Source organism: Marinilabiliales bacterium, from assembly GCA_007695015.1.
GTDB lineage: Bacteria > Bacteroidota > Bacteroidia > Bacteroidales > PUMT01 > PXAP01.
In genome coordinates this window covers 30995-57157 of record REEN01000075.1, presented here as the reverse complement: position 1 = coordinate 57157, position 26163 = coordinate 30995, and the positions used below count along the sequence as shown (strand labels likewise).

The following is a 26163-nucleotide window of genomic DNA, read 5'->3' as shown; positions in this document are numbered from 1 at the left end:
ACCCTCATGCTTTATACATGTTATTTTGTCTGCCGAAGGTTGATGCGGGTTTCATACGCCTGGAATTTAATGTGATGCAATATTGCCGATAAGTTAAGGCATTTTCATTAGATTCCAGCGGTTTTTACCGGTTAATTGCAGCTTTTTTTGCCGGGATGTCCGTTGACGGTTAACCTGAAAGCAAATACCTGAGCTGGTCGAGCATGATGGGTATGTCATCACTGTCAACTCCCTGGTTCACCAGGTGTGGAATATCTTCCTCGAAAACCGCCAGGAACTCGGCCTCAGAAAAGGTTGCGGGCGGACTTATCCCGGCTGTTCCGGCCGCCTGCTGTTTTGCCGGTCCTGCCCCCCGTCCCGTGGTCTGTTCCGCCTGCTCTCTTGCCGGTCCTGCCCCCCGTCCCGCGGTCTGTTCCGCCTGTTCTGATGCCCTCCCTGCAGCCTGCTCCTTCATGGGTCCCTTAGCCGGTTCTCCAGGCCCGGCATCTCCAGGTTTTGCAATGGCCCTCCGGTAATATTCCAGGGCCTCACGGCGCCGTGCCAGGCTCCACTGCACGTGTCCCATATTGACAAGGTCATGCGCCGTTGGCTGCTCCTCCATCAGTTTGAGGAAGTATTTCTCTGCCTGTTCTTTCTTGCCCGTGAGGAAGGAGCACCATGCTATCGGCCTCCACACCTTGCTGTTGCCTGGCGTAAGGTACTCAACCCTGAAATAGGATTGCAGCGCTTCATCATACTTGTCAAGCTCCAGCAGGCAGTGCCCTATGCTGAGATGGACAGACAGGTTTTCGGGGTCAAGCTTTTCTGCCTCCCGGTAATACTCAAGGGCTTTATCAGGTTTCTTAAGGTGACGGTAGCAGAATGCTATCTTCCTTGTGTTCCATATCTTGTTTACCTCGTATAGCTCCGCTTTCAGGTAGTTGTCGAGCGCAATCCTGAACTTGCCCCTCTTCTGGTTACACCAGGCGACCTTCTGGTAAAGCTCACCGTTCTTTTCCTGCTCAAGCAGGCTGGTGAATATCTCTGCCGCCTCCCTGTAATGATCTTTCGCAAAATAGTATTCGCCTATGTTTCTCAGCACTTTGTCATCTTCCCTGAGAATGTCGCCCAGCACCAACTTGTTGTGAAAATCAAGCCGCCAGCCGAAAATATCCTCGAAACCGGCCTTTCCGGGAAACAGTTTATAGAACCTGTAAAGGTCCTGTATATACTGGTTGGATACAAACTCCTCCCGCCTGCCCGGGTCAAGGAGCTCCTCATCCTCCTTCAGCTCTTCCACCTGTTCCATCTCTGCCTTCATAGCCTGTGTCATGAATTCGAGGTTCTCCCTGGGTATCCTGCTGATGCTGAAGCAAAAGGAGTATTTGTCGGAGTTACACAGGATGGGAGCCTTCCCTATAGACTTTACCATCTGACGTATTACAGGATCGCCTGAGTCAAGATTGCCGGCCAGATCGGTATTGCCTGAAAAGAAAGGTATAAACCAGTTGGACATTTCATTAAAGAAGGGGAAAGATTTGAGCATTGAAAATGATCCCATAAACACATCCGAACCTTTCATCTGCATCTCAGAAAACTCCTCCATCTTGTTGAGCAGTCCGGGAGAATCCTTTAATATATCCTCCCACTCGGGGTTCTTCCCTTCCGAAAGGCCCTCCTCCATCAGGCTGTCGAGGTTGATCTTGCTCCTGAGGTTGGGGCTTATCTTTATCATTTCAGGCAGGATCTCATCGCGGATACGCTTTTGCAGCTTCTCTGTCTCCTTGCTCCTGACAAGCTGGATGATGATACGTTCAAGGTTTCGCTTGAAAGCGGGGTTTTCATTGAATATTTTGAGCCTGCCAGTTATCTGCGGGTAGAAGGGCATCCTCTCATCGTACCGGTAAAGACAGACAAGCAGTCCGACCAGTCCCCTCTGGCTTATACCGGCGTCGCCCGATTCATAGCTTTGAAACAGCAGTGTGAACTTTTCGGGATCAAAGAACCGTTGAAGGCTGAGCATTATCGCCGTGACCATGAAGGATCTGTATTCGGACGGCACCATGGGGTTTTGCAGGAATTTCCCGTACCGGCCGGTCTCTTCGGGTGACAGTTTGTCACTGTACCAGATGTGGTAGAACAGCCCCTGCATTTTTTTATGTTGTTCTGACGCTTTCGCGGAAGGATTCGTGCCCGGCACCGGCTCCTCCTCATCCCGGGATGACTGGTCATTCTCAACATAATAGTTCTCCAGCTCTGAAAGATATTGCCCGGTATCAGTGATTGCCTTATGTCTCAGGGCCCTCTTCCCATTGTATTCGGCCGAGGTTGAAAACCTCATGCGAAGCTCTTCATTGACCAGGTCTGCCAGTTCAAAGGCCGACACAATCAACTTATGGTAAACCTTTTGTCTTTCCGGGTCGGATACGCCTTCGACCGTGTACCTGAGCATGTACTGGTAGGTCTCTTCCAGGTTCCTTTGCCGGTCGTGCAGCACCCCCAGTCCGTTTTCCGATATGAGGATCCCGAGCCGGTCGAAAGCAGGCTTGAGCTGGCGGCCGGCAATACTGCCGGTCACCTCGCCGTATATCTTTTTCAGTTCGTTGTCGGTCATTTTTCAAAGATAAGTCAAACAGATCATTCCCGGTAAACAGATCAGCAAAAACCAATCCAACTTTTAGGTTATCTTAAAAACCAGTCCGTTTTGCCCCAATAATATTTTTTTTACTTTTAAGGTTCCGTGAACACTAAAAACTGACAATTCAGCATGGCCCCAAAAAAAAGGTTCACCCTCACAATATGGATATTTGCCGGGTTTTTCCTGGGGATCCTGACCGGCGCCCTGGCCGGCGAACCGGTTCTCCCATACACTGATGTGCTTGCCGATATCTTTCTCAGGCTCCTGAGGATGGCCATACTGCCCCTGGTCATCACCTCCGTTATAAGTTCAATAATTCAGGTGGGTTCGGCGGGGGGACTGGGAAGGATGGGGTTGCGCACCATGGGGTATTACCTGTCTACCAGCCTGCTGGCGATCTTTACCGGGCAGATACTGGTCAATCTCTTCAAGCCCGGTGAAGGTGCCGGAATAGTACTCGAAGAGAGCCCCGAAACAATTGCTGCTGCGGAGCGGGGACTTGGCCGGCTGTTCCTTGAGATCATCCCCGAAAACCCCTTTGCCGCTGCAGCTTCGGGTGACGTTTTACCGGTAATTTTCTTTTCCATACTGTTCGGCCTTTTTGTCACGCAGCTTAAAGCCGACCAGAGAAGCCTGCTGGGCGGATTTTTCGAAGCCGCTTTCGAAGCCATGATGAAGATGACCTCCTTTATCATCTGGTCGGCGCCATTCGGAGTGTTTGGCATTATCACGGGCATTGTCGCCACCTCCGGGTTCTCAGCGTTCAGGTCGCTGGGTTTCTACTTTTTGATAGTGCTGGGGGGACTGGCAATTCATATGTTTTTTACACTTCCCCTGCTGCTATGGACTCTGGGCAGGGTGAGCCCGGTAAAACATTACAGGGGCATGATCCCGGCGCTGCTTACGGCATTCTCAACCTGCTCCACCATAGTGACGCTTCCCCTGACACTCAAAGCGGTAACTGAAAATTCGGGAGCTTCCCGCCGGGCGGCCGGTTTTGTGCTGCCGATAGGCGCCACGGTCAACATGGACGGCACGGCGCTTTACGAATGCGTTGCCGTGATCTTTATCGCCCAGGTTTACGGATTTGACCTTTCCCTGGGAGGACAGGTTACAGTGGCGGTGACAGCGGTGCTGGCCTCGATCGGTGCGGCAAGCATACCCATGAGCGGGATGGTGATGATGTCGATAATACTTGGTGCGGTCGGACTTCCTCTTGAGGGAGTCGCCATCATACTTGCCGTAGACCGGATACTTGATATGTTCCGTACCACGGCCAATGTTTTCAGCGACAGTTGTGGTGCAGTCATAATCTCGAGGTTCGATAAACGGGATAGCAGCACCCCTCCGGTTCAGTCCGGCTGACGGAACCTGATCCTATGTCGAGGCGCCATCAGCCCCGCTGATTTTAATGATCGGCATTAGATCTCTGCACAAATAACGCCGGGTAATTTTAAATTTCTCTGCTTATAGTATGACGCGTTATTATTACTTATATTCGCAAAAAATTTCCGGATCTGAAATAATAATAACTTTAATTATCTGCGATGAAAAACAGGATTATTCTTTTTATTGCTGCCTCTGCTGTCTTGACAGTATCTGCGGGCAGATGGACCCAGGCACAGGATGAGCCGCTTGCCGGGCAGATAAGGGACCTGGTCCAACACGAGGCGTTCAGGCTGAACCTTCTCGTTCAGTCCGGCTTCAGGTACTCTCTTTATGATGACGATTTCCAGGGTGGCAGGACCTTTGAGGTGGCCAATGCAAGGGTCAGTCTGAGGGGTGAGATCGACAACAGGTTCTACTACCGGATATTTGTCAGTATGGGAAGGGAGCCCAACCTCCTTGATGCCTATGCTGGCTACAGGCACAGTGATGCACTGAGGATAACAGCCGGTGCGATGAAGCCAAGCCAGACGGCGGACTTCATACCGGGGCCTCATGAGACAGATTTTGTCGACAGGGCAAGGATCACGGGACAACTGGTGCAGTCGCGCGAGATCGGACTGGCCGCCGAGGGCGACATCAACGGCTTCTACTACTATTCAGGAATATTCAACGGCAGCAGGCTGACCGACAACAATAACAACAAGTTTTACGGTATCGGGAGGCTGCAGTACACCTTTGAGGATATTGTCCCGGGTACGCTGCAGGTTGCTGTTTCAGGGTCACATGGCAATTCGCGGGGTATAAGGAGCGGCAATGCGGGTCCGGTACTTAGGGGCGAACGATCAATTTACGGCGCTGACGTGAGGATGGAGACGGCCTCAATACTGCTTGCTGCAGAATACCTTGCAGGGAACGTGGAAATAGCAGAGTTTCCTGACAGGAAAGAGCATATAAGCGGGTATTACCTGACCGGCGGGTATCGGTTTATTGAAAGCACGATGGCCCTTGTACGCCTGCAATCGTGGGGATACAGGGAGAGGGACTTCCGTGACAACCAGCTTACATTCGGCATAAACCATGATTTTACGGGAATAACGAGCTTCCAGGCAAATATTGATGCCTATTTCCCTGACGTGGGCGACAACCGTTACGGACTCTCGCTGATACTGCAGGTCTACTTCTGATCTGCCCGACCTGCCAACTTCGGTCCCGGGTTGCTTTATTGCCCCGGGCCTGCTTTATTTGATCGCGATCCGTACTCCATGATCATGGCCCGTTCTCCCGCCTGACGGCAGTGAGTTGGTTTTACACCAAACCGGCCGTTTGCCCGTTGTAAAATAGTGAACCGATTATTATCTTGCAGATTGTAATCGTTGAAATTCAATTATGAACTGTCAGCGCCGGCGTAGTTTTGTCAAAAAAGCTTTTATCGGGTGTGCAGGGTTTATCTCCCTGGGGTGCCTGCCGTTCGTCAGGGGTGTTGCAACGGCAACCGGCAATCCGGGACCTGGCAGGGGGGCTCCGGGTAGCAGCTCAGGAAGCTCTTTAAGGGCACCCGGGGAGGGTGGCCTGCAGGGTGATTTTGCTGGCGGGGACATGGGGCGTGGAGAATCAGCCGGTGGGCACAGCGGGCGCGGTGATGTGCAACAGGCGCAGGGCACCGGTGGCACTGAGGCGATGTTTTACCGCAAGCTTGACAATAACTTGGTGCAATGCCAGCTTTGTCCGCACCGTTGCAAAATTGAGCCCGGCAACAGCGGATTCTGCAGGGTGAGGCAAAACAGGCGCGGCACATTGTACAGCATGGTTTACGGCAGGCCCTGCACGGTCGATACCGGTCCGATAGAAAAGGCGCCCCTGTACCATTTTGTGCCCGGCCACCGGCGATTGTGCCTTGCCACGGTAGGCTGCAACCTCAGGTGCAGGTACTGCCATAACTGGCACATTTCGCAACGGGCACCCGGCGAGGTGAGGGAGCTGCGGATGAGCGCTTCACAGATTGTCGATGAGGCAGCAAGGCATGGAGTGCGTTCCATCTCGTTCACCTATACAGAGCCAACAATATTTTATGAATATGTTCATGATATAAGCAGGCTGGCAAAGGAGAGGGGACTCAAAACAAGCATAGTATCCAACGGGTACATAAACCCCGAACCGATGCGAAGGCTGCTGCCATACCTCGATGCGGTGAAGATAGACCTGAAGGCGTTCAGCGATTCGTTTTACCGCGAAATCTCGTCGGCCAGGCTTGATCCCGTGCTGCAGACACTAAAGTTGCTCAGGGAGGAGGATGCTTTTTTTGAGATCGTGTGCCTCGTGGTGCCAACGCTCAACGATGATCCGGGTGAGATCAGAATGATGTGTGAATGGATAGCCGGCAACCTGGGAAGGGACGTGCCGGTCCACTTTACCAGGTTCGCTCCTTCATACCGGCTCACTAACCTGCCCCCGACCCCGGTAAGGACCCTGGAGGCTGCAATCGGCACCGCGCTCGGAAGCGGCCTGCAGTACGTGTATATAGGCAATGTTCCCGGCCACATGAATAATTCAACGTATTGCGGGCGGTGCGACGAAAGGCTTATTCACCGCACCCATTTTACGGTGCTGGAGAACAATATTGAAAATGGTAAATGCAGGTACTGCGGTTATGCGATACGCGGTATCTGGGAAGTATAGAAACCGTTGCCCGGGTACCAGGAGGCCGGGCACACTGATCTGCTGGTTTATGACAGACAGGAGCCGCAGGAGGTTTATTGCAAAGGCTGCCAGGGGCTGTGCTGCCGCGATGGCTGCCGGCTGCATTGTGCCGGGGGGTGCGAATCCCTTTCTGCAGGGAACAGTGGATTCGCTCCTGGAGACTACCGGGTATTCCCACCTGCCCGAAGCCGCTGTTTCTCCGGGGGTGAAAGGACCGGCATCAGGGCGGGTTTCGCGGGACTCTTACAATTCCGGCATTTCAGCAGGCAGGGAAGCTATGTTCTATACCCGGCTTAACGGCAACAGGGTGAGGTGTGAGCTGTGTGCCCGCAGGTGTGAGATAGGGCAGGGCAGGAGGGGGTTCTGCCGGGTGAGGGAGAACAGGAGGGGAACGCTGTTCAGCCTGGTGTACGGCAGGCCGGCCGGACTGCAGGTTGATCCGGTGGAGATGGAACCGATGTACCACATGGTGCCGGGACACAGCAACCTGTGCGTCTTTACCGCTTCATGCAACTTCAGATGCAGACACTGCCACAACTGGCACGTTTCACAGAGGGGTCCTGAAGAAGTTGCATCATCTGAGATCACCCCGGCAGGCGTGGTGGGCGAGGCCGTAAGGCGCGGGTGCAGGTCGGTTTCGCACAGCATAAACGAGCCCACTATCTTTTATGAATACATGTACGATATAGCCGGGCTTGCAAAGGAGCGGGGACTGATGACCCTTTTCCATACCAACGGCTATATCAGTCCCCAACCCCTGCGGAGGCTGCTGCCGTTTATGGACGGGGTTACGGTCGACCTTAAAGGGTTCAGTCCGGATTTCTACCATGAAGTGTCGTCGGCTGAACCCGGCCCGGTACTTGAATCCCTCAGGATAATAAGGCAGGAGAGGGTACACCTCGAAATAGTGAACCTGGTCATACCCACCCTGAACGATGACCGGGGCCATATTGAGGCCATGTGCTCGTGGATTGCAGAAAACCTGGGCGACGACGTGCCGCTCCATTTCAACAGGTTCTCTCCTTCGTACCGGCTGACGGGACTGCCGCACACTCCCGTTGAAACACTGGAGGATGCGGCCGGGATTGCTAACGGACGGGGACTGAAATATGTGTATATCGGTAATGTGGCAAAACACAGGAACAGCTCCACGTGGTGCCCTCAATGCGGGACAAGGCTGATACACCGCACCCACGTGGCGGTGCTTGATATCGATATGGTGAACGGGAGGTGCGGTGGCTGTGGTTTCCGGATAGCAGGCATTTGGGATGAACAATGACAACGACATAAAATGAATCATTATGACAAAGAGCCGGCGTGAATTTATTGTCAAGGCAGTGCTTGGCGGCGCTGCCGCCGTATCGGCGGGATGTATGCTGCTGAGCGGTGTACGGGGCAGGTTACGTGATGGTCCTGCCCTGGCGGCTGCAACCCTGCTGCCGTCTGACAGGGGTGGCGCGGACTTCCGCGAAAGCGAAATTATTAATGAGAATCCGGAGGGAATAGAGGCGATGTACTATTCGGTGGCCGACAGGAACAGGGTGCGATGTGAGCTGTGCTACCGCAACTGTGTTATTGCCCCGGGCAGAAGGGGGTTCTGCCGCAACAGGGAAAACAGCGGGGGAAGCTTGTATAACGTGGTTTACGGCAGGCCGTCGGCGGTTCATGTCGATCCGGTGGAGAAGGAGCCCCAGCACCACCTGCTGCCGGGGGCCGAGATGCTGAGCATCGGTACGGCGGGGTGCAATTTCAGGTGCCTGCATTGTCATAACTGGCACCTGTCGCAGCGGTCGATCGAAGAGATAGGACGCTACCATGACCTGCCTCCGCGCGATGTTGTAAATACCGCCCGGGAACTTGGTGTGAGCATTATCTCGTCCACCTATAACGAGCCGACTGTCTTTTATGAGTATGTACTTGATACGGCCAGGATAGCAAGGCGGGAGGGGTTTAAGATACTGTGGCACTCAAACGGCTACATGAAGCCTGAGCCGCTGGTTGAGATTCTGCATCATACCGATGCGGTGACGATCGACCTGAAGGGTTTTTCGAAAAGGGCCTATGACAACTCGTCGGCCGAGCTTGAGCCGGTGCTGGAAACGCTGAAGATCATCAGGGAGGAGGGCGTATGGCTCGAGATAGTTAACCTGGTGATACCGGGAGTGAACGATTCGATGGCGGAGATAGGGGAGATGTGTACCTGGATAAAGGACACACTTTCGCCTGAGGTGCCGCTCCATCTTTCCCGGTTCTTCCCCAATTACAAGCTTACCAACCTTTCGCCCACACCTGTGGCAACCCTTGAAAGGGCTTTTGACACTGCAAGGAGGGCCGGACTTGATTATGTTACCCTGGGTAATGTTCCCGGACATGAATATAACTCCACATTCTGTCCCAGGTGTGACGGGATGCTTATTAAGCGGGTCCATTTCAAGGTGACTGAGAACAACATAAGTGACGGCAGGTGTGCATCATGCAGCCATCCAATTCCCGGGGTGTGGAGCTGAGGGGGGAGGTTAATGGCAGGAACCGGGAGGTGTCAGGGAAAATGGCTGGTGTGCCGGTTTTGGAGCTTGTCACCGGCCCTGACCGGGTACCCGGGAAGAGTGCGGGCTGGTAAAGGATATGTACGGCAAAATCTTCAGCAATAATGAAGCGAAAAATTGTTTCTGCAGTTGTGTTGATGGGGTTTAGCGGACTGGTAGCGCAGATAGTGCTGCTGCGGGAGCTTATGGTGGCTTTTCACGGTAATGAGCTTTCCATTGGCGTGGTGCTGGCCAACTGGATGCTGCTTGAGGCGGCAGGTGCTTTTTTCCTTGGCAGGAGGATCGCGTATTCGCCTCAACGGAGGTTGCTGTTCATAGGTGTGACCGTGCTGTTTTCGCTGTTTTTCCCTGCTGCCGTTTACTGTGCAAGGGTGTTCAAGGAGTTCCTGGACCTTGTGCCGGGAGAGGGCCTTGGCATAATGCCTATGTTCTACGTTTCGTTCCTTATTCTGCTTCCCGTGAGCGTGATGCACGGGGCGCTCTTTACCGCCGGATGCAGGCTTTACTCCCAGCTGGCGTTACCCGGCAGAGAGGGGGAGACTGGCGGGCAGGGGACCGTTCAGGGTGAGGTCAAAAACGGGGAGCAGGATGCCGGACACGATGCCGGCCGTTTTGGCGGACGGGGTGATGACAGCTGCGGCGATAATGATTCCGGGCACGAGGCGGGAAGCATTGCCAGTGTCTACATCTATGAGACGGTGGGGACGCTGGTTGGGGGACTGGTACTGACTTACCTGCTGATACCTCATCTTCACTCCGTGAAAATAGCCGTTCTGACCGCCCTTTTTAACTTCGCTGTTTGTGCCTGGTTGCTGAAGCCGTTCCGGAGTCCGGCAGCATCTTTTGCAGACCGGGGGGGATGGGTGGTGCTTTCTGCCCTGATCCTCCTTTCAGGTAACCTGGTGTTCATGGGAGGAGCCGACCGCCTGCATGAAAATTCGGTCAACAGGCAATGGAGAGGGCAGAACGTTGTGCATTACCAGAATTCACATTACGGCAATATCGTGGTTGTGGAGAGTATGCAGGAGTATACCTTTTTTTCGGACGGACTGCCGGTGATAACCACGCCCAATCCGGATATTGTCTTTATTGAGGAGTTCGTGCACTTCCCTATGCTGTCACATCCTGATCCGCGGGAGATCCTGGTGCTGAGCGGCGGAGCCGGCGGTGTTGTGAGCGAGATACTGAAGCACGGTGTGCACAGGGTTGATTATGCCGAGGTTGACCCGCTTATTCCCGAGGTTATCGGCAGGTTCCCCACTTCGCTTACCAACCGCGAACTTGGAGATGAGCGTGTTAAAGTGAGGTATGCCGACGGACGGTTCTTCCTGAAACGTACTGAACAGAGCTATGATCTGATATTCAGCGGATTTACAGATCCCTCTTCACTGCAGTCGAACAGGTTTTTTACCCGTGAGTTTTTTTCTATTGCTGAAAGCAAGCTTTCGCAGGAAGGACTTTTTGTGCTCGCCCTGCCGGGGTCGCTTACATACATGAGTCCGGAGCTTGCTGTGCTTAACGGACTGGTGCTTGCAACACTGGAGGATGTATTCAATGTTGTGAGGGTTATACCCGGCGACGGAATAAACCTCTACCTTGCTTCATCTTCGGTTACCGGCGACATTGTTGATGCCGGAACTATGATGGAGAGGGCGACTGAACGCGGCATCACATTCAGCTTGATAACCCCCGGCTACCTTGAGTACAGGCTGCATGAGAGGTGGCTGGAATGGTTCAGCGACAATCTAGGGCATGCCGGCAGCATCATTAACCGTGATTTCAGGCCGCTGGGTGTTTTTTACAGCCTTGTCTGGTGGAACGAGAAGTTCTCGCCGTCGTTCAACAGGATTTTCAGGCAAAGTGAAGGGATAAGCGTTTGGATGATGTCAATTGTTTTCCTGGTGCTGACCGGTTTGGCACTGGCTTACTCTTCACGCCTGAAGCAACCTTTGAGGCCCGCGCTGTCGGTCTGTATCGTCTCAACCGGTTTTGCCGGCATGCTGTTCGACCTCATCCTGATCTTTGCCTTCCAGGTGATGTTTGGCTATATTTTTTACTGGCTCGGACTGCTTGTTACGGCGTTTATGGCAGGTGTGGCTGCCGGTGGAATATGGATGGCACGGCGTCTTAAGAGTATGGATAGCGCGCTGCCCGGCATCATCAGGCTGGAGATGTTGATTATACTTTTTGCTTTGGTACTCCCTTGGATATTCATATTTTCTGCACCACTCCTGGTTCATCCCTGGTTTGATCTCCTGCTCAGGATCGTATTCCTGGTACTCTCCTTTTTGTCGGGTCTGCTCGTGGGGGCTGAGTTTCCACTTGCCAACAGGGAGTACATGAAGATGTCGGGCGACCTGGGTGGTACCGCCGGATTGCTCTATAGTGCCGATCTTTGGGGAGGATGGATAGGCGGTATCCTGGGCGGGGTGGTATTGCTGCCGGTACTCGGACTGGTACAGACTTCGCTGGTGATTGTGATGTTCAAGGTGAGCGGACTGGCAATGCTGATGTTTGCAGTTCGGAGGAGCAGCAAGGCTGGCTCAGCTACTTTATAAACTGCCTGGCGTATTCGTCGCGAAGTTTGTCAATAATGACCAGCTCGCCGTTCCGTTCCACATACCAGTAATTCCAGCCGTTATTCTTTTCCCTGTTCAGCAGTTCAGCGCTGACTTTGTGAATGGAGCCTGCTATGCCGTTGCACAATACAGAGGCGTCTGCCAGCACAAGGGCACTGTATTTTCTGTCGGCGGAGTAAAGCGGTTCGCCGATGGCCACAAGCCCCTTTTCAACGAGACTGCCAAAGGGCACCCTGGGTCTTTTTCTTCCGACATGGTATTCGAGCAGGGGGCTGTCAAGCGGTTCAACCTTTTCAAGACGGTCATTTGCTATCTTTATGTATTCCTGCTCACGCTCTAAGGCGATATATCTCCTGCCCAGCCTTTTGGCCACTGCTGCTGTTGTGCCGCTGCCTGAAAAGGGGTCGAGCACCGTATCTCCCGGATTGGTTGTGGACAGTATCACCCTTTGCAGCAGCTCCTCCGGCTTCTGGGTGGAGTGCGCCTTCCGGCCGTTGGCCTTGATCCTCTCGCTTCCCTGGCAGACAGGTATGAGCCAGTCGCTGCGCATCTGCAGGTCGTCATTCATCACCTTCATTGAGTGGTAATGGAATGTATACCTGGAGTTGGCCGACCTGGCGGCCCAGATAAGGGTCTCGTGTGCATTGCTGAACCTGGTGCCCATGAAATTTGGCATTGGGTTGGTTTTGACCCAGACTATATCATTGAGTATCCAGAACCCAATGTCCTGGAGGATCTTTCCCAGCCTGAAAATATTATGGTAAGTGCCGATAACCCAGAAGCTGCCTGTATCCCTGAGAACCCTCCTGCATTCAACGGTCCATGCCAGGGTGAATTTATCGTACTCCTCCAGTGAACTGAACCTGTCCCATACATCGTTCACTGCACTGACCTTCGTCTGATCGGGCCTGTAAAGGTCACCTCCCAGCTGAAGATTATATGGCGGATCGGCAAAAACAAGGTCTACTGAACTGTCAGGCAGCTCTTTCAGCAGTTCAACACAATCTCCCCGGTGGATCCTGTCCAGCCAGGACCGGCCTTGGTTATCGGGCATTATTTTTATTTGCCTTTTTCTTCCAGTTGCGGGAGTTCGGGCATACCTTCATACTTTACAACGTTCCCGGGTTTGCCGCAATAGACGAAGCTGTTGTTCATATGATCGCGCTCATCAAGACCTATCCTCCTGAAAACATCGCCCCAGTTGTCAAAATCGCCGTACTGCCTGACAAGTTCCGATTTTACAGGCTGTGAATCAAGCTCGGGGTTATCTTCAACGAACTGAGCGTAAATGTGCTCAGCATGATCTTCAAACTCGGCATTGAAAAGGAATGCCCTTTTAATATTGAAGAACGCCATCATTCTCGACATGACTGCCCATGTGCCCACCATGAAGCACCTTACGAACCCGCAAAGGTACCAGGCGTCTTTCATGTTGTCCTCCTTCATCTTCTCGTTGATGACCAGCAGGTGCCAGTACTCATTGTCCTGTGCCTCCCTGCCCCAGTGCACTATATCCTGGGCTGAACCGACAAGCTTCTCATTTTTATACTTGCATGTCAATCGTTTATACTGGCGGGTTTCCCATGCACGGTAGGGAATGCTCGCAAGCGATTCAAGCAGCTTCGCTTTTGACGGGGTGGTTTTCCTGCCGGTAACCATATCCATCATGAAGAAAAAGAATTTGGATGCGAAAGAATACTTGTAATGATCACGTGCGAGGGTTGCCTTTTGTTCCTTTTTAAGATCGACCATAATTTATTATTGTTAATTAATGTATTGGTAGTGTATGGAAAAAGCTGAGTAAATATATAACTAAATAAAAATAATTTAAGCAGTTGATTGCCAAAAAAAAGTTATTTATAAAGGAATTAAGTATAAATAAAAAAGAGGATGCTGATGCAGGCAGAAACTGTTGCGGCGTGTCTGTTTTATTCGGATATTTGACCTGACGCATCTGGTTAATAGTTTAATATTGATAAACCTGTTGGTGATGAGACTGATAGTTGTAATGACGGCAGCAATAGTTATGGTCGCCGCCTCTTGTGGGAGCGGAGAACCTCCCCTTCCTGAAAGGGTATATGTATCTGATGACGGCCATGCCATCCTGTTTGATACTGAAAAGGAAGATTCTGTGGTGCTAACAGGCTGCAGCGATTACGTTTTTGCTGTTTTTTATGAGAGCAGTACCAGGGAGTGGATCATTGCTGAAAGGGCCCCTGCCATAGCCGGGCCGGGAAGGGTTGAGACGGAGCACCTTCTCTTTAATGTACCCCGCCGCCTGCTTGTTGATGTAACCGGTTATGACGGTGAGCTTAGCGGCTACGGCATCTTTTTTAAAATGGATGAAGGGATGGAGGTACTGGTTGCCCTGAACAGTGAAACATGGGAAGAGGTCACTATCCCTCTTGAAGAGTTGCTGAGCACAGACGGTGATTATATAAGGCCTGCAATGGCCGGCGAGGATGTGGCCAGTCCGGCAGCCGGCCGGGTTACTGATCCGGCTGATCGGCATCATGACGACATGCCACATGATTTCGGTGGGGTGACTGGCTCACCGGAAGGCAGGTGTGAACTGCTGTTTGAACTGGTTATTGAACTTGGTGAAGATGATGAGCAGATTGGACAGGGGGTTACAGAGAAATGGCTTGAGATGGGACGCCTTATCTACGCTGCACCCTCATTTGCTGTTCATGACGGCATTCTCTACCTTGTTGATGCAATAAATTTCAGGGTGATGGTATATGATATTCCCGCCGGTGGCGAATTGTTGCATTACATGTATTATCCGGACAATAACCGGGAAGGCAGCATAATGGTGATGAGGGATATTGCTGTTGATGACCGGTTTATATACCTGCTTTCGGTTTATGATTATGCAGTATATGTTTTTGATGCAGTATCACACAGCCTGGTAAACATTATTGACGGCTCCGGAACTCCGGCCGGCACTTTTGGCGACTTGAGGTCTGTTAATGTTGACCATCACGGGAACCTGATCATCTTCGATGCTTATGACAATATGCTCTATACATACAGTGAAGGACAACAAGTTCCTGCGGCCTCTGATGCATCAGTTAAAGAACCGGCTTTTGTATTTAGCAGAGCTGTTCCCATTGAGCATGGTGGACAACTGGTGGCAGGGCCGGATGGAACAGTTTTCAGGGCCATGCCAACGGTAAATGGTTTTGAGGTAAGCAAAGAAGATGGTGTAACGGTTGGTGTTTTTGAAACCGTCAACATGGCTGAGAATGCTGTTGTTGCCGGCACCTGTATAAACGGGAATATTTACGTGCGGGTGGCAGAGAACGGTATGTCGCAATATGGGGGCACGGTGTTTCTCTATGTTATTTCATCAGGCGGAAAGATGCTGCGTAAATGTGAACTTGAGGGATGGACCGGGGGGCCGATGCAGAGAAACCTTGTGGTGACCCTGGAAGGAGAGGTCTGGGAAGCGCTGTTCGATGGCGATTCCGGTGATCCCGACAAGCCGCCTGCAAGTATTGCCGTAAGAAGGATATTTTAACAGTCAGCAAGCTTATTCAGAAGATGCGGGTTTCAATAACCTTTAATTATATTGCAGTGAAATCAACCAATATACCAGCCATGTCAATTACTCTGAGAAAACTTCCTTTAGGTGTCATACCTTTTGCAATGTTCTCATGCAGTGAGGCAGAGCAGGATAAACTACCTGAATTCCGGAATGTTGTCGTTATAATAAGTGACGATCATGCCTGGCACAGCCAGGGAAGCTACGGTAACGAACATATCCGGACTCCGCAGCTGGACCGGCTCGCCTCCGAAGGTATCTTGTTCACAAATGCCTATTGCAACTCCCCGATCTGCTCGGCCTCCAGGCAATCAATGCTTACCGGCAAGTATCCGCAGGCTACAGGTGTAACACTGCTGTTCACCCCATTCAGGGAAACCGGGAATACCACTATTGCTCATCACCTGGGTAATCATGGATTTAAATCAAAGCTTATAGGTAAAACTCATTTTAACCACTGGATATGGTATCCTGTCTGGGAAGAGTGGCCGAAAATGGGTTTTGATTCGATCATGGAAGCCGGGGTACACCGCAACTGGCTGAGTGATAAGGAAAGGCAACCCCTTCCTGAAGGAATGGATTTTTATGAGAGGATCAGTCCCCTGATCGATCCTGCTGGTTTCTGGAATGCCGGCAACCTGCCGCATCCTGTTTATGACGGGGAGTCAGAGGGAGTGTTCTTTGCACGTGAAGCAATTGAATTTATGGAGGCAAATAAAGATGGACGGTTCCTTCTATGGCTTTCCTTTAATGAACCACATGCGCCGTTTCACTACCCGGTTGAATTTGCCGGAAAATATGACCCTTCGGAAGTACCCCTGCCGGCAGGCAGTCCGGAAGACGAGAGATGGGTGCCGGAGATTTTCCGGGACCTGACCGAAGATGAGCGCCGCGGTATCATGGCCGCCTACTATACCTGCGTGGAATACATGGACAGGAACATTGGAATGGTGATAGATGCTCTTGAAGACATGGGTATAAGGGAAAATACCCTGATAGTTTACCTGAGTGACAACGGCTACCTGCTGAACCATCACAGTCGGTTTGAGAAACACACCATGTGGGCCGAATCGGTAAAGATACCATGGATCATTTCCGGCAACGGGCTTCAGCAGGGTGTTGTGAGCGATGCCATTATTGAAGGAGTTGACCTTGTTCCCACCATTTGCGACCTGCTCGGTCTGCCCCCGATTGAGGAAGCGCAGGGCATAAGCTACCGCAGCCTCCTCGCAGGCAGCCGTGAAGAACTGAAGAAGTATGCCTATTCAATATACCTGGAAGATAATATGGCAATGGTAAGCAGCAAGGAGTGGAAATATGTGTTTATGACAGGCAAGCGGGATCTGGGTCTCGAATATGCAACCGGGTATGGCGCCCCGGGTATCACTCATTTTCTTTATGACCTGAAAAATGATCCTGGAGAAACCAGGAATCTTGCAGCCGAACCCGACCGGCAGGAAATCCTTGCTGATATGCAGAAAGAGCTGCTGCGATGGTTTCTTGAAACCCACCCGGATGCCGGGGTAATGCCGGAAAGGCTTTCCATGGAAGGCAGGCTGGCCTGGTTCTGTGAACCAAGGGATGTCGGTGCCGAACACGGCGGCACCCCGCTGAGGGTTTTCCGGGATTAACAATGTTAAAATTGCTCTTAAAGCATAAAAAGCAGATCTTGTTTTTTAATTTAGCGGTACTCACCAATACCCAGGCAGCAATGAAAAGGCTCTCATTAAGAATACTGATTTTGATATTCCCGGCAATGTTATACTCATGCAGCGGACCAGTCAAACAGGAAAACTGGACCCATTTCAGGGGCAGCGATCTCAGGGCCATAGCCGCTGTTGAACATGTTCCGGTAACCTGGGACGAGGAGACGAACATTGCATGGAAAGTACCAATTCACGGCAGGGGATGGTCATCTCCCGTGGTTTACGGAGACCAGGTATGGGTGACGACTGCCAACAGGGAAGGCACCGAATTGTCGGCTGTTTGTGTAGATTTCGGCAGCGGCAGGATAATTCATGACATTCTTGTGTTTTCATTTGATGATGCGATAAGGAAACATGACATAAACAGCTTTGCCTCACCCACTCCTGCAATCGAAGAGGGATTCGTTTATGTTCATTACGGAAGCATGGGTACGGCATGCATCAATACGGCCGACGGGTCGGTGGTATGGACACGGACCGATCTTGAATGTAATCACATACAGGGGCCGGGCTCATCGGCATTCCTCTACAATGATCTGCTCATTCTGCACTACGAAGGTGTTGATGTCAGGTTCCTGGTTGGACTGGACAAACGCACCGGAGAGACGGTATGGAAAACACACCGGCAGGAAGAGCCATACGAGGCAATTCCATGGATAGGCACCAAGGCTTACGTAACTCCCTTACTGGTAAATGTTAACGGCAGAGACATGATCATTTCCAACGGTTCTGCCATTATCAATGCTTTTGATCCGGGTACAGGCGAAGAGATATGGAGCATAATCAGGGGTGCCGAGTCAACAGTTGCCATGCCTTTTGAGGAAGACGGAATTGTCTATTTCGAGACCGGGTTCAAGGTTCATGAGGGAAGGGACAGGTTCTCGGAGATGTGGGCAGTCGATCCTGACGGAAGGGGAGATATTGCCGAAACCAACGTGTTGTGGAAAAAACGGATTCCGCCAATGCCTCTTTCCACCCCGGTGATAATTGACGGACTGATCTATACTGTTGATGCCTCAAGGGTTATGAGATGCTTTGATGCCAGAACGGGCGATGATGTATGGGAGCACAGGCTGAGGAGCCAGTTCAACTCTTCCCCGGTTTATGCTGCCGGAAAAATCTATTTCAGCTCGACAAGAGGTGAAACCATCGTAATTGAGCAGGGAAGAGAACTCAATATTGTGGCTGAGAATAAACTTGACGGCGAGATATGGGCGACGCCCGCATTTTTGAGGAACAGCATAATTTTGCGGACTGACTCACACCTGTACCGGATTGCAGAGATCTGATGGCCGGTTGATAATCAGTGATCAGTGACTGTGGGAATGTAACCCAAAGAGGGGCTCTGGTTTTTATGATTTTAAGCCCAGAAATGATAACTTTTGGCCCGTAATTTGATAATATGGGTTTAAATTGCACTCAGTCCAGTTGGTGTACTAAACCTCTAATTATCAGATTAAATGAAATCCAAATCCTTAGCCGGTGGAAGAAAGGAAAAGATTTTTCCTGTTGCCGCACTGCTCCTTGTTTCCATAATACTGTCCGGAGCCTGTACCCGTAACGTGTACGTACCTGTTTTGATGCCTGCGCCGGTGGATATCGGAGCACATATTCAGACTGTTGCTGTTGTTGACCGAACCACCCCGGGTGAAGGTGCCGGCAGCAAACAGGGCGAAAGCCAGTCCGCCCGGCAAAGCAGCCTTCACAGGGAGGCTTCTCAGAAGGCTGTTGAGGGACTTGTGCGGACACTCGAGGTTTCACCCAAATATACTGCTGTAACCAGGACTGCTGAGAGGCTGACCACCCCGGCTGAAAAGGGAAGCTGGCCTCCTCCACTGAGCTGGACCGAGATTGAGAGTCTGGCCGAGAGGTACGACAGTGATGTAGTTCTGGTGCTTGAGACTTTTGACACGGACTTCATGATTACCGATGGAGGCATTATGTCAGCATCAACGGGAACTCCGCGTTCGGTAAGTAATGCGGGAGACGGATCCCGCAGCAGGGACAGGGGAGGCAGTGACTTATCCGGCAGCAGGGTCCGTGCCGGCGGCATGGCCGGTATAAAGCTTGGTTTCAGGGTTTATGATCCGGTCAACCGTTCAATTGCCGATGAGTTCATGTTTAATCATTATGCCAGGTGGGAGGCTCAGGGAAATCCCCTGCAGATGGTCGTAGGGGGTATTATTGACCACCGTATGGCCGTTATTGATGCCAGCTACGAATCGGGAGCAATATACGGAGAACGTATCAGTCCCCTCTGGATAACCCTTGAAAGGGACTTTTTCACCAAGGGGGGAAGGAACACCGATTTCAATACCGGGGTAAGAAGAGCCACTGTAAACGACTGGGAAGGCGCCAGGCAGGCCTGGAACATATCGGCTGATGACCCTAAAAGAAAAACCGCCGGCCGTTCTGCATACAACCTTGCGCTGATGCATGAGATTGACGGCGATCTTGACCTGGCCCTGGAATGGGCACGCTATTCCTACAGCGATTACAGGATCCGAAGGGCCCGCGATTATGCCCAGAGACTTGAAGTACGGATAAGAGAGCGGCAGATTGCCGGCGAGCAGTTCAGGTAAACGGCAGTAATGCCGCTTGTGGCCGGCAGTATCGCCTCAGATGACCGACAGCACAAGCTTGCCACGCACCCTCTCTGTTTCGATCAGTTCATGGGCGGCGGATCCCTCTTCAAGCGGGAATACCTTCTGCACATATGTTCTCAGCAGCCCCTGCTCAATAAGTCCGGCGATAAACCCCAGGTCGCTGCCGGAGGGTTTTGCCATTATGAAACCCGCTTTCTTGCTTCTGGTGAAGTTGAGGGACTGGAAAAAGAACAGACCCTTGTTTGGCACCGTTGTAATATATCTTCCGCCTTTTTCAAGAATTTTGCTGCATTTGTAAAACGAGCTTTTCGCAACTGCATCAAAAACCTTTTTATACCTGGTCCTGCCTTTTGTAAAGTCTTCAGAGTTGTAATCGATCACCTTGTCTGCTCCCAGGGAACTTACAAATTCGGTATTCCTTGCACTGCAGACAGCAGTAACATGAGCCCCTTCAGCCTTTGCTATCTGCACTGCAAATATTCCCACTCCGCCTGATGCTCCGTTCACGAGTACCCTGTCGCCCGGCTGGATATTCCCGCCCTTGCGCAATGCCTGCAGGGCTGTTAGAGCTGCCAGAGGTACGGATGCCGCATCGGTCATGCCCAGCCCTTCGGGAATAAGGCATACCTGGCTCTCTTTCATTGTCACAAATTCGGCATACCCTCCTCCTTTAAGGGATAGCATTCCAAACACCTTATCACCGGGCCGGTATGATGATCTGGGGTCAGCCTGTTCAACCACACCGGCAATGTCGCCACCCAGTATACGCGGGAACCTGCTCCCGGTAATAAATTTCATTGAACCGTTCCTTATCTTGAAGTCCACCGGGTTGACACCCGCAGCGTGAATCCTGACCAGCAACTCGCTTTTACCCCTTTCGGGGATGGCAACTTCCTCGGCCCTCAGTTGTTCCGGTCCGCCATACTTATTAATTACCAACGCCTTCATCTGTATAAAGCAGGTTAATAAAGTTAATAATCAATTAATTATGTTAAGCAGGTAATTCATATTCAGTGTTTCAATTCCGATGGAACCCGCATGGTTTGTACATGTTATTTTGTCTGCCGAAGGTTGATGCGGGTTTCATATCATACTGGGTTTTTAAATGAGATTTTTTTTACAGCCGGTTCCAATCAATTTTTAAGTGCTTTGAACAAAATTACGAATTTTCCCCCGACATTTAAACACTCAGGGTAATCTTATTGCACCAGGATTGAGGGATCATATCATTATCCCGGTATCAGTACCCTCTGTTCCGGTCCACTTTATTCAGAAGCGGTTTGTTATTCAATGTACGGTGGTAATTGTCAATTATCTGGGGCGCTACCGAGGCCGGCAATGGCAGGCTGGCCATGTGAGGGGTTATCTCTATTTTGGGATGGTCCCAGAAGGGATGGCTTGCGGGCAGCGGTTCTTCCCTGAAAACGTCAAGGTTTGCACCGTCAAGATGTCCTGAATCCAGCAGTTCCATCAGGTCGTTGTCAACCAGGTGGCCACCCCTCCCTATGTTGATCAGCCATGATCCTTCCGGCAGCTTCTCCAGGGTTTCCCTGTTCAGGATGTTCTCTGTTTCAGGGGTGAGCGGGAGCAGGCATATAAGTATGTTCGTTTCACCAAGGAAACGGTCCATCTGTGACTTCCCGTGATATTTTCTGTAAGGGGCAGGTTCGCCTGGTGTTCTTGACCATCCCGCTACCCGGAAACCGGCATTATGGAGCTGTGTTGCAATATGGTTCCCAATGACCCCGGTACCCATTATACCGATAGTGACATCGGCTATGCGCATGTACCGTTTCCGTTTCCAGATCTTCTGGCTCTGCATATCCCTGAATAAGGAGAGCCTTCGCATCCTGCTCATTATTACTGCCAGTGAGAATTCGTAGATATCCTGTGAAAGCAGTGGGTCGACAAGACGCACTACGCTCACCTCCGGGGGCAGGAGGGGGTCGTTCATAAGATGGTCAACCCCCGCACCCATAGAAGAGATGGTTTTCAGTTCAGGGTATTGTTCGAACATTCCGTGCGGGTAAGTCCACGCCAGTACAAACTCAACAGACGACTTGTCTGTAACATTGTCAATGGTTACAACTTCAACCGAGCTGTCAGCGTTTTTCAGGGCCCTTACCCAGGGCTCAATATTCTCAAGGTCACAAACTACGTGTATTGCCATAAAGCTTAAACAAGTATGAGGATTTATAGTTTAATTTTCAGGCAATAATATAATACTTTTTTGAAATGTATTATTGTTTACCGCAAAGTTCATCAAGGGTAACCATTGCATCAGGAGCACCGAGTCCGGCCGCCACATGCCAGTCCGCGCAGGCTTCCGCCCTCTTGTCAAGCATATAGAAAGCAAGTCCCCTGTTATACCAGGCACCGGCAAACCTGTTGTCGATCTCCAGGGCACTGGTAAAATCATCTACGGCACCGGATACATCGCCATTCAGGAACCTTGAGATGCCCCGCTTGTACCATGCTTCAGCATAGCCGGAATTTAATTCAATAGCAGCCGAATAGTCCCTTATGGCATCGCTGTGCAGGCCCAGCGCATCCCGTGCCAGTCCGCGCAACAAATAAACCTCTGCATATGAGGGATCTATCTCTGTTGCCCTGTCAAGGTCAGCTATTGCCTCCTCGTACATTGCCATTGCATACCTGGATCTGCCCCGCAGGATGTACCCTTCCGCGAAAGCGGGATTCATGTCAATAACAACCTGGTAATCGTCAATTGCACCTTTGTGATCACCCGTGGCATCCCTTGCCCGGCCCCGCAGCATGTAAGCCTCGGTAAATTCGGGGTCAATCCTGATAGCATTGTTCAGGTCGGTTATTGCCCCTGTGAAGTTGGAAAGCAGGTATTCGGAACGCGCCCTGAGCACGTATGCCTCTGAAAATCCGTCGTCGGTTGCTATGGCCCGGGAGTAGTACTCCGAGGCGCCTGCATGGTCGCCTGCAGTACTCCTTGCAAGTCCGCTCCGCACAAGATCTTCGGCCGTTTGCCCCATGCCGGGTACCGGTAAAGCAAAAAACAGTATGCACAGCATGGCTGCGAGCTTTAACAGCGCCTGAACAGGAGTTAAGGATTTTTGCATGGTGCCGGCTATCAGTGTCATACAATAATAACTGCTGTGCAGCCGGATAATTGTATTCGCTGGTCCCTTATATTTCTTTTCAGCTATTGCATTTTGTGCAGGCTTGTTTAAATTTGAGTAATGATACTGCGGCCAAAATATTTCTGTTTTCTGGGTATAATAACATTTGTGGTTTTTAATCCAGGTAGCAGGGCTGCCTACGGTGCCTATACAACTGAAGATATCCGGAAACTTACAGGAGCGGTCGTGCAGCAGGAGGATTCATCTGCCATTCCCAATGCGCATGTAATTAATATTACAATGAAAACCGGGGTACCTTCCGGTTCTGACGGCATATTTGCTATTAATATAAGACAAGGCGATAGTTTGTATTTCCAGGCCATAGGTTTTGAAAGCCGAACTGTATATGTGTCAGAGGAGTTTTTTAACAGGCCCGGTAATGTGATTATTGTGTTGGAGAAAATGGTGTATGATATTACTGGTATCGACATCTACCTGTTGCCCAGATCATATGAAGAATTCAAGCAGCGATTCATTAACCTGGACACCCTTCCCGATTATTCCAACCTTCTGGATTCTCCTGCCAGGGCTCTGCCTGATGAGCACCCAACCGGAGTTCCGATTTTCAGTCCGGTCACCTTTTTTTATAATCTCTTCAGCAGAGAGGGAAAGGAGTTGCGGAAATATAAGGAAACACTTGAACGGGAAGCGCTGGCCCGCAGGATAGAAAAGGTTCTCAACCATGATGTTGTCAGGAATCTGACAGGGCTGGAGGATGAGGATGAGATAATGCATTTTCTGAGTTTTTGCGGACTTTCTGTTCAGTTTATTCTGGATTCAAAGGAGTATGAAGTTTATGAAACCATTCTTGATTGTTACGAACGGTATAAGGATGTGAAGCCTGAGTAATTATGTTAATTTTATATACCTGCATCTTTGTTCTTTTGCTTATGTTAAATTTCTATTTTAGAGGCCATTTTCTGAGCGTGTTAACGCCAGTATGGTTAAAGCTATTTGTTGTTGTATTTTAAATTGCGAGAAATGAAGTATATAGGAGCACACGTAAGTGCAGCCGGTGGCGTTGAGAACGCTCCGGTCAATGCACACGAAATAGGGGCGAGGGCTTTCGGACTTTTTACAAAGAATCAACGGCAGTGGGTGGCAAAACCCCTTGAGCAGAAGAGCATAGATGCCTTTAAGGAGAACTGCGAAAGGTATGGTTACAAGCCTTTCCAGGTACTGCCCCACGACAGCTACCTTATAAACCTCGGCCATCCCGAAAAGCCGGCTCTTGAGAAATCCCGCGCCGCATTTCTTGACGAGATGCAGCGGTGTGAGCAACTCGGACTCGACCGGCTGAATTTCCATCCCGGGAGCCATCTGAACATGACTGATGAGGAGACCTGCCTGCGCACAATTGCCGAATCGGTAAACATTGCCCTTGACAAAACCAGGGGGGTGACCGCCGTGATCGAGAATACCGCCGGCCAGGGCACCAACCTGGGACACACCTTTGAGCAGATAAGGTTCATAATCGGCCATGTGGAGGACAGGGAGAGGGTTGGGGTTTGCATCGACACCGCCCATGCCTATTCGGCGGGCTATGATATTAAAACGGCCGAAGGCTTTGATAAAGCTTTCGCGGAATTTGACGCCGTGATCGGCTTCGGCTACCTGAGGGGGATGCACATCAACGATTCAAAGAAGGAGCTGGGCAGCAGGGTCGACAGGCACGACCTGATTGGGAAGGGAACACTTGGCGAGGATGTTTTCGTGCGCCTGATGAACGACCCGCGGTTTGACAACATACCGATAATACTCGAAACCCCCGACGAAACCCGCTGGAAGGAGGAGATCGCCTTTCTCTACGGGTCATTAAGGGAAAAGGGGTAAAACTCCGGTTGTTTTTTGGGATACTGTAACAAAAACAATGTTAGCAACAAGGGCAAGAAAGACCTTATTTTATCATAGGCATTAAGTTATTACGCTTATTCTATGGTTAAAATAATATTTGCGGAGAATAATTTGTATATTTAACGCAAATTATGCGGAGAATAAATGGCGTATATCTATCAACATACTGATTGGCCTAACTTTTACTGGCAGAATGAAAAGCTTTTACATTTATTAGGTAAGGTTAGAAACCTTCAAGGGAAAATAGTTGGCAGAATGAATGCCCTTGGTTTTGATCTTGTCAATCAGGCTGTATTAGAAACTCTGACCATGGATGTAATAAAATCATCAGAGATTGAAGGAGAAATATTGGATTTTAAACAAGTCCGCTCATCCATTGCCAGGCGATTAGGTTTGGATATTTCCGGACTGGTCCCATCAGACAGGAATGTAGATGGAATTGTTGATATGATGATGGATGCATCTGGCAATTTTGATCGGCCTCTGACGAAAGAGAGGTTATTTGGGTGGCACAATTCCCTTTTTCCTTCTGGATATAGCGGTCTTTACAAAGTACTGGCCGGCAAATGGCGGGATGATTCTACCGGACCGATGCAAGTAGTTTCTGGTGCTCCGGGAAAAGAAAAGGTGCATTTTCAAGCACCAGAAGCTTCGAATCTTGAAGCAGAGATGGAATGCTTCCTTGAGTGGGTGAATCAAAATCCAAAATTAGATTTGGTTGTAAAAGCAGGATTAGCCCATCTTTGGTTTATTACCCTGCATCCTTTTGAGGATGGAAATGGACGCATTGCAAGGGCAATTACTGATATGATATTAGCTCAATCCGATGGTCAGCCTCAAAGGTTTTATAGTATGTCTACGCAAATAAGGAATGAAAGAAAGGCATATTATGAAAATTTAGAAAAATCACAGAAGGGGTCATTAGATGTAACAGACTGGTTAGACTGGTTTTTAAATTGCCTGTTACGTGCTTTGGAATCATCTCAAATAATCTTACAAAAGGTAATTTTCAAGCACGATTTTTGGAATAAAAATGCCCTGCTTCTTGAAAATGACCGGCAAAAGAAAGTATTAAACAAGCTTCTGGATGGCATTGAAGGTAAATTAACTACAAGTAAATGGGCAAAGATGAACAAGTGTTCGCAAGATACTGCATTAAGGGATATTCAGGATTTAATTGATAAAGGTATATTGATGAAATCAGAGAGTGGTGGCAGGAGTACAAGTTATGAAATTGCAAATTAATTCAGGCCGGCAAAATGCCCCAGGGACGATGAAAATGAGAAGTGATAAAAATGCAAAAGAATCAATTTAAGTTAATCATTTATTTATATAAGTGCCGTACAACCCACAAGTCTTTTTAGCTTGTGGGATGTAAGGCACAAAAAATCATTAAGATTTAATGCACTGCCGGATTTGCTTTATGATGTCAGGCTGTTGCCAGGCTTTATGAACTGCGCAAAGCCAGTC

19 protein-coding genes are annotated in these 26163 nt (G+C 50.4%); 13 read left to right on the top strand and 6 right to left on the bottom strand.

The features are described 5' to 3' along the window. Window positions 1–169 precede the first annotated feature (169 nt). Window positions 170–2593 carry a tetratricopeptide repeat protein gene (locus tag EA408_11340; protein TVR70488.1) on the bottom strand — a complete coding sequence of 808 codons (2424 nt, stop codon included), beginning with the start codon at window positions 2591–2593 and terminating at the stop codon, window positions 170–172. A 153-nt stretch (window positions 2594–2746) separates the two neighbouring features. Here EA408_11340 and EA408_11335 point away from each other — a divergent pair, with 153 nt between their 5' ends. The 6 genes from EA408_11335 (at window position 2747) to EA408_11310 (ending at window position 11807) form a co-directional block, all read left to right on the top strand. Then, window positions 2747–3982 carry a dicarboxylate/amino acid:cation symporter gene (locus EA408_11335; GenBank protein TVR70487.1) on the top strand — a complete coding sequence of 412 codons (1236 nt, stop codon included), beginning with the start codon at window positions 2747–2749 and terminating at the stop codon, window positions 3980–3982. 182 nt (window positions 3983–4164) lie between these two features. Continuing rightward, window positions 4165–5190, top strand: coding sequence for a hypothetical protein (locus EA408_11330; GenBank protein ID TVR70486.1), 1026 nt, complete (start codon window positions 4165–4167; stop codon window positions 5188–5190). A gap of 202 nt (window positions 5191–5392) precedes the next feature. Beyond that, window positions 5393–6682 (top strand): AmmeMemoRadiSam system radical SAM enzyme, encoded by a 1290-nt coding sequence (gene amrS, locus EA408_11325; GenBank protein TVR70485.1) that lies wholly within the window; start codon window positions 5393–5395, stop codon window positions 6680–6682. After that, window positions 6630–7982: an AmmeMemoRadiSam system radical SAM enzyme gene (amrS, locus tag EA408_11320; GenBank protein TVR70484.1), complete on the top strand. Its 1353-nt coding sequence runs from the start codon at window positions 6630–6632 to the stop codon at window positions 7980–7982. The genes amrS (EA408_11325) and amrS (EA408_11320) overlap by 53 nt, the downstream gene beginning before the upstream one ends. A 22-nt stretch (window positions 7983–8004) precedes the next feature. Then, window positions 8005–9210, top strand: a complete 1206-nt coding sequence (amrS, locus tag EA408_11315) for an AmmeMemoRadiSam system radical SAM enzyme (protein TVR70483.1) — start codon at window positions 8005–8007, stop codon at window positions 9208–9210. A 143-nt stretch (window positions 9211–9353) separates the two neighbouring features. Then, window positions 9354–11807, top strand: a complete 2454-nt coding sequence (locus EA408_11310; protein ID TVR70482.1) for a spermine synthase — start codon at window positions 9354–9356, stop codon at window positions 11805–11807. Here the strand turns inward: EA408_11310 and EA408_11305 are convergent. Together EA408_11305 and EA408_11300 are read right to left on the bottom strand one after the other, a co-directional pair. Then, window positions 11797–12882: a site-specific DNA-methyltransferase gene (locus tag EA408_11305; protein TVR70481.1), complete on the bottom strand. Its 1086-nt coding sequence runs from the start codon at window positions 12880–12882 to the stop codon at window positions 11797–11799. The two genes, EA408_11310 and EA408_11305, sit on opposite strands and share 11 nt — an antisense overlap. A gap of 5 nt (window positions 12883–12887) precedes the next feature. Further along, window positions 12888–13580 carry a hypothetical protein gene (locus tag EA408_11300; protein TVR70480.1) on the bottom strand — a complete coding sequence of 231 codons (693 nt, stop codon included), beginning with the start codon at window positions 13578–13580 and terminating at the stop codon, window positions 12888–12890. A 220-nt stretch (window positions 13581–13800) separates the two neighbouring features. On the opposite strand from EA408_11300, the gene EA408_11295 reads away from it, so the two are divergent. The 4 genes from EA408_11295 (at window position 13801) to EA408_11280 (ending at window position 19663) form a co-directional block, all read left to right on the top strand. Continuing rightward, window positions 13801–15351, top strand: a complete 1551-nt coding sequence (locus EA408_11295; GenBank protein ID TVR70479.1) for a hypothetical protein — start codon at window positions 13801–13803, stop codon at window positions 15349–15351. Window positions 15352–15374: 23 nt separating this feature from the next. Then, window positions 15375–17006, top strand: coding sequence for a sulfatase (locus EA408_11290; GenBank protein ID TVR70478.1), 1632 nt, complete (start codon window positions 15375–15377; stop codon window positions 17004–17006). A gap of 2 nt (window positions 17007–17008) precedes the next feature. Beyond that, window positions 17009–18370 (top strand): quinonprotein alcohol dehydrogenase, encoded by a 1362-nt coding sequence (locus tag EA408_11285; GenBank protein ID TVR70477.1) that lies wholly within the window; start codon window positions 17009–17011, stop codon window positions 18368–18370. A 171-nt stretch (window positions 18371–18541) separates the two neighbouring features. Further along, window positions 18542–19663, top strand: coding sequence for a hypothetical protein (locus EA408_11280; protein ID TVR70476.1), 1122 nt, complete (start codon window positions 18542–18544; stop codon window positions 19661–19663). 36 nt (window positions 19664–19699) lie between these two features. On the opposite strand, the gene EA408_11275 is transcribed toward EA408_11280, so the two are convergent. The 3 genes from EA408_11275 to EA408_11265 form a co-directional block, all read right to left on the bottom strand. Next, window positions 19700–20635 (bottom strand): NAD(P)-dependent alcohol dehydrogenase, encoded by a 936-nt coding sequence (locus EA408_11275; protein TVR70475.1) that lies wholly within the window; start codon window positions 20633–20635, stop codon window positions 19700–19702. Between the two features lie 292 nt (window positions 20636–20927). Beyond that, a complete protein-coding gene (locus EA408_11270) occupies window positions 20928–21857 on the bottom strand; it encodes a glyoxylate/hydroxypyruvate reductase A (GenBank protein TVR70474.1) in 930 nt (309 codons plus the stop codon). A gap of 70 nt (window positions 21858–21927) precedes the next feature. Then, complete coding sequence (locus EA408_11265; protein ID TVR70473.1) at window positions 21928–22800, bottom strand: tetratricopeptide repeat protein; 873 nt, start codon at window positions 22798–22800, stop codon at window positions 21928–21930. Between the two features lie 99 nt (window positions 22801–22899). Here EA408_11265 and EA408_11260 point away from each other — a divergent pair, with 99 nt between their 5' ends. The 3 genes from EA408_11260 to EA408_11250 all read left to right on the top strand — a co-directional run bounded on the left by EA408_11260 (window position 22900) and on the right by EA408_11250 (window position 25938). Next, window positions 22900–23688: a carboxypeptidase regulatory-like domain-containing protein gene (locus EA408_11260; protein ID TVR70472.1), complete on the top strand. Its 789-nt coding sequence runs from the start codon at window positions 22900–22902 to the stop codon at window positions 23686–23688. 132 nt (window positions 23689–23820) lie between these two features. After that, a complete protein-coding gene (locus EA408_11255) occupies window positions 23821–24672 on the top strand; it encodes a deoxyribonuclease IV (protein ID TVR70491.1) in 852 nt (283 codons plus the stop codon). A gap of 165 nt (window positions 24673–24837) precedes the next feature. Continuing rightward, complete coding sequence (locus EA408_11250; GenBank protein ID TVR70471.1) at window positions 24838–25938, top strand: Fic family protein; 1101 nt, start codon at window positions 24838–24840, stop codon at window positions 25936–25938. Window positions 25939–26163: the final 225 nt, after the last annotated feature.

Excerpts from the sequence above, each read along its gene's own strand:
- EA408_11330 (TVR70486.1), top strand. The coding sequence starts at position 4,165 with ATGAAAAACAGGATTATTCTTTTTATTGCTGCCTCTGCTGTCTTGACA.
- EA408_11280 (TVR70476.1), top strand. The coding sequence starts at position 18,542 with ATGAAATCCAAATCCTTAGCCGGTGGAAGAAAGGAAAAGATTTTTCCT.
- EA408_11275 (TVR70475.1), bottom strand. The coding sequence starts at position 20,635 with ATGAAGGCGTTGGTAATTAATAAGTATGGCGGACCGGAACAACTGAGG.
- EA408_11285 (TVR70477.1), top strand. The coding sequence starts at position 17,009 with ATGTTAAAATTGCTCTTAAAGCATAAAAAGCAGATCTTGTTTTTTAAT.
- amrS (TVR70484.1), top strand. The coding sequence starts at position 6,630 with ATGGTAAATGCAGGTACTGCGGTTATGCGATACGCGGTATCTGGGAAG.
- EA408_11335 (TVR70487.1), top strand. The coding sequence starts at position 2,747 with ATGGCCCCAAAAAAAAGGTTCACCCTCACAATATGGATATTTGCCGGG.
- EA408_11310 (TVR70482.1), top strand. The coding sequence starts at position 9,354 with ATGAAGCGAAAAATTGTTTCTGCAGTTGTGTTGATGGGGTTTAGCGGA.
- EA408_11270 (TVR70474.1), bottom strand. The coding sequence starts at position 21,857 with ATGGCAATACACGTAGTTTGTGACCTTGAGAATATTGAGCCCTGGGTA.
- amrS (TVR70485.1), top strand. The coding sequence starts at position 5,393 with ATGAACTGTCAGCGCCGGCGTAGTTTTGTCAAAAAAGCTTTTATCGGG.
- amrS (TVR70483.1), top strand. The coding sequence starts at position 8,005 with ATGACAAAGAGCCGGCGTGAATTTATTGTCAAGGCAGTGCTTGGCGGC.
- EA408_11305 (TVR70481.1), bottom strand. The coding sequence starts at position 12,882 with ATGCCCGATAACCAAGGCCGGTCCTGGCTGGACAGGATCCACCGGGGA.
- EA408_11255 (TVR70491.1), top strand. The coding sequence starts at position 23,821 with ATGAAGTATATAGGAGCACACGTAAGTGCAGCCGGTGGCGTTGAGAAC.
- EA408_11290 (TVR70478.1), top strand. The coding sequence starts at position 15,375 with ATGCGGGTTTCAATAACCTTTAATTATATTGCAGTGAAATCAACCAAT.
- EA408_11300 (TVR70480.1), bottom strand. The coding sequence starts at position 13,580 with ATGGTCGATCTTAAAAAGGAACAAAAGGCAACCCTCGCACGTGATCAT.
- EA408_11260 (TVR70472.1), top strand. The coding sequence starts at position 22,900 with ATGATACTGCGGCCAAAATATTTCTGTTTTCTGGGTATAATAACATTT.
- EA408_11250 (TVR70471.1), top strand. The coding sequence starts at position 24,838 with ATGGCGTATATCTATCAACATACTGATTGGCCTAACTTTTACTGGCAG.
- EA408_11265 (TVR70473.1), bottom strand. The coding sequence starts at position 22,800 with ATGACACTGATAGCCGGCACCATGCAAAAATCCTTAACTCCTGTTCAG.
- EA408_11340 (TVR70488.1), bottom strand. The coding sequence starts at position 2,593 with ATGACCGACAACGAACTGAAAAAGATATACGGCGAGGTGACCGGCAGT.